The sequence below is a fragment of the uncultured Ruminococcus sp. genome, assembly GCF_937915125.1.
Taxonomy (GTDB): Bacteria; Bacillota; Clostridia; order Oscillospirales; family Ruminococcaceae; genus Ruminococcus_C.
In genome coordinates, this window is sequence record NZ_CALDMP010000085.1 from 1 (window position 1) to 4,022 (window position 4,022).

A 4,022-nucleotide genomic window follows, 5' to 3' on the forward strand; every position below is an offset into this window, starting at 1 on the left:
TGGAGTACGTGTGCTTTCCGCAAAGGAACGCATCACAGACAGCCCTGAGGGTATCATTTTGGAGGGATTGCTGGAATCCATGAACGAATACTACAGTGCAGAACTCTCTCAGAAAATCAAGCGTGGCATGCGAGAGAATGTGCTCAAAGGAAAGACTACAGGCGGAAATATCGCACTGGGATATAAAATCGGAAAAGACAAGCGCTTTGAAATTGACGAGAACGGTGCATCCATTGTGCGTCGCATTTTTACGGAATACGATCAAGGAAAGACTTTCGCCGAGATATGCCGTGATCTTAACAACGCAGGTTATACCACAAGCCGAGGAAAGCCATACCGCAACAGCACGCTCACACGTATCCTTGCAAACCGGAAATATATCGGTGAGTATATTGTAGACGGCGTCAGCGAGGCATCAGAGTGCCCGAAAATAGTGGATAAGGACTTATTTGAACGTGTGCAGCAGAAGCTGGATGCGCATAAGTCAAAGCATCGCCACAGAAGATCAGAACACACCTACCTACTGACAGGGAAACTGCTGTGCGCAGAGTGCGAGAAGCCAATCAGCGGTACCGGAGGCACAAGCCGCACAGGAACACGGTATTTTTACTATAAATGTCCATGCGGATGCTCTGGACGCATCAATGCGGAAAACCTGGAAAATACAGTCGTAGAAACCGTTGAAAAATTCCTGACAAGAGAAAACTGTGACATGATCTCAAAAGCTGCATATGATCTGTACCAGAAAGAACGCAAAGAAAACTACGAACTGAAAGCAGCGCAAAACGAATTGAAAGACGTATCAAAGAAGCTGGAGAACGCCGTAAACGCCATTTTAAGCGGCATCAATTCGCAAACACTGCAAGATACCATGCAGGAATTAGAACGCAGAAAAACAGCATTAGAAGCCGAAATAAAGCGTCTGTCTATGAGTTCTCCTGATTTTAAACTGGAGCACTTCCAGTACTTCATGCGAAAATTCAGCGATTTCAAGAAATCGGATGATGATAAACAGCATATGATTGATACAATTGTAAATCGTGTGATCGTTTATCCTAATCAGATTGTCGTACTTGTAAACGTGACGGACAAAACGAAAACTCCACCGCTGCAACAGATTACTGCCGCATTGGAGGAGTGTTCGTGTAATGTTTCGTTTGGTGGAGGCGAGGGGAATTGAACCCCTGTCCGAAAACAAATCCACACAACTTTCTACGAGCGTAGTTTATCTACCTTAGTTCCCGCACATAACCGCCGATAAACAGGCTGTAATATGCGGTAGGTCAGATACATTTCTGCGGTGTGACCATGCCGCCGAAACGTTCACCACTGCATCATGCCGCAGCGCAGGCCGTGGTCCTCCTGCGGGCGACAGTAGCTGACTTAGGCAGCTACCTGCAGGCTCTTGTTAAAGCTTACAGTAAAGTTCTTTTTAGCGTTTAATTTTAAACGTGCCGCTGTTTAAAGAGATGCAGCAATCTCTGCTCGCTTATCATGCTTCATCATCCCCGTCGAAACCGTTACGCCCCCATTTCAATTATTAGCAGAAATTTTTCATGTGCAGTTTAAGCATTCATTTCCTTCACCGCACGCCGGATCTGACGCTGGGCATCCTGCTTTGCCGCTGTCTGCCGCTTGTCATACAGCTTTTTACCCTTGCAAAGTCCCACCTCGACCTTGACTCTGGAATCCTTAAAATAAAGGGACAGCGGAACCAGTGTCAAGCCGTCCTGCTTCACCTTTCCGAACATCCGGTCAATTTCCCGGTGGTGCATCAGCAGCTTTCTGACACGAAGGGGATCTGTGCGGAACAGACCATCTTTCTCATAAGGAGAAATATGCATCCCTTTCACAAAAAGCTCGCCATTGGAGATATCGCACCAGGCATCTTTCAGGTTGACATGCCCCAGACGAATGGATTTGACTTCATTCCCCTGAAGTGCGATCCCCGCTTCATACCGTTCCAGAATGAAGTATTCATGCCGCGCCTGACGGTTGTCACAGATCTGCTTCGTTCCTTTTGTACGCATGAACATTCACTCCTTCTCGTAATGAAACTTGTAGATTGAATTTTATTATAGCACAAATCTGATTCTCTGTCAAGACTCATTTGAACCGGAAATACGGTTTTTTTGTCTGAACCCGTGCCATTGTGTCGCAGAAATAGTCGAGGCAACACCGCACGAAGAGCGCCTGACGGCTTTGCACGTCATATGCTTGCATATTTTGCGTCATATTTCACAAAAATGCTCGTGAATACACAAAGTATTCACTGCGCTTTTTGTTTCATCTGACGAAAAATCTGACAGCGCATCTGACGCACAATCTTTGTGCGGTATTGCCTCGAACTTTTCCAATGAAAAAAATAGCCTTTCGACATTGACATTTTCCCATTCATATTGTATAATTTTATATTGTAGTACTTTTACCCTTAAGGCAATACCTCAGAAAGGAATTATTTGGGATGCATCAAAAAGAAAAACATGAAAAAAGCGGCTTCGGCTCCAGACTGGGATTTATCCTGGCGGCAGCCGGGTCGGCAGTCGGACTGGGAAATATCTGGCGATTCCCCTATCTCGCAGCAAAATACGGCGGCGGTATTTTCCTGCTGGTATATCTGATATTTGCCGTCACCTTTGGCTTCGCCCTGATGATCACGGAGATCTCCATCGGGCGCCGTACCGGCAAGAGCGTCATTCATGCCTATACTGCAATGGACAAACACTTTGCACCGCTCGGCTGGCTTGCCGGTGCTATTCCGGTGATCATTCTGCCGTATTACTGCGTCATCGGCGGCTGGGTATTGAAATATCTCACCACCTTCGCAGTAGGTTCCGGACATCAGGCTGCAGACAGCGGTGATTTCTTCACCGGATTTATCGGACAAGCCGGTATGCCTACCCTATTCTTCGGGATCTTCATTCTGCTCACCGGCGCAGTTGTTATGCTGGGTGTGCAGAAGGGAATTGAAAAAGTCAGCAAGATCCTGATGCCGGTGCTGTTTCTGCTGATCGTGGGCATTGGCATTTATACCCTGACTCTGCCGGGAGCCATGGACGGTCTGATTTATTATGTCAAGCCGGATTTCTCCGAATTTTCCATCAAAACCGTCATTGCTGCCATGGGACAGCTGTTCTATTCCATGTCTCTTGCCATGGGCATAATGATCACATACGGCTCATATATGCGCAAGGAAGACAATATCGAACGTTCTGTCCGCCAGATCGAGATATTTGACACGGCAGTGGCTTTTCTAGCTGGAATGATCATTGTCCCGGCGGTGTTTGTCTTTTCCGGCGGCGACAAGAGTGCGCTGAATGCGGGACCGAGCCTGATGTTTATCACACTGCCCAATGTGTTCGATTCCATGGCAGGCGGTCAGATCGTGGGCGCTGTCTTTTTCATTCTGGTGGCACTGGCGGCACTCACCTCGTCCATTTCTCTCATGGAAACCGTTGTTTCCATGATCAGCGAACGCTTCGGGCTGAAGCGGATTCCAAGCTGTCTGATCGTCATGGGCGTTTCTTTCCTCATCGGTCTGCTTTCGATTTTCGGTTACAGCATCTGGTCTGATTTCACCATTTTCAAAATGCAGATCCTGGACTTCTTCGATTTCATCAGCAATAATATTATGATGCCTATCGTTGCACTTCTGACCTGTATTCTGGTTGGCTTTGTGGTAAAGACAAAGTACGTGGAAGATGAAGTGGAACTGAATGCGAAATTCAAATCCAGACAGCTGTACCGCATCATGGTCAAGTATGTCTGCCCGATCTGTATGCTGGTGATCCTGTTCTCTTCCCTGTTTATTACGCTGTAAGAGACATACAATACGATCATACAAAGCTCCCGATGGGAATTTGATTTCCTGTCGGGACTTTTTGTGGGGTATTGCCTTTGTAAACTAAAGTTGACATTTTGTGTTGCAATCATATGGTTGCATCTTCCTCTGCTATCCTATATAATAAAGGCAACACCGCACAAAGAGCGCCTGACGGCTTTGCACGTCATATGCTTGCATA

General features: G+C 46.8%; 3 protein-coding genes and 1 other RNA gene. 2 read left to right on the plus strand and 2 right to left on the minus strand.

The features are described 5' to 3' along the window. Positions 1-1,180 (plus strand): recombinase family protein (locus tag Q0418_RS08515; RefSeq protein WP_298483710.1); only part of this gene is annotated, 1,180 nt, incomplete at its 5' end. Here Q0418_RS08515 and ssrA read toward each other — a convergent pair. Both ssrA and smpB read right to left on the minus strand, forming a co-directional pair. After that, positions 1,159-1,530, minus strand: a transfer-messenger RNA (tmRNA) gene (ssrA, locus tag Q0418_RS08520). The two genes, Q0418_RS08515 and ssrA, sit on opposite strands and share 22 nt — an antisense overlap. A 35-nt stretch (positions 1,531-1,565) precedes the next feature. Beyond that, positions 1,566-2,030 (minus strand): SsrA-binding protein SmpB, encoded by a 465-nt coding sequence (gene smpB / locus Q0418_RS08525; protein ID WP_298483711.1) that lies wholly within the window; start codon positions 2,028-2,030, stop codon positions 1,566-1,568. Positions 2,031-2,464: 434 nt separating this feature from the next. On the opposite strand from smpB, the gene Q0418_RS08530 reads away from it, so the two are divergent. Next, positions 2,465-3,820: a sodium-dependent transporter gene (locus Q0418_RS08530; protein ID WP_298483712.1), complete on the plus strand. Its 1,356-nt coding sequence runs from the start codon at positions 2,465-2,467 to the stop codon at positions 3,818-3,820. Positions 3,821-4,022: the final 202 nt, after the last annotated feature.

Bases quoted from the DNA above. Each gene is read 5' to 3' on its own strand.
- smpB (WP_298483711.1), bottom strand. From the start codon at position 2,030: ATGCGTACAAAAGGAACGAAGCAGATCTGTGACAACCGTCAGGCGCGG.
- Q0418_RS08530 (WP_298483712.1), top strand. From the start codon at position 2,465: ATGCATCAAAAAGAAAAACATGAAAAAAGCGGCTTCGGCTCCAGACTG.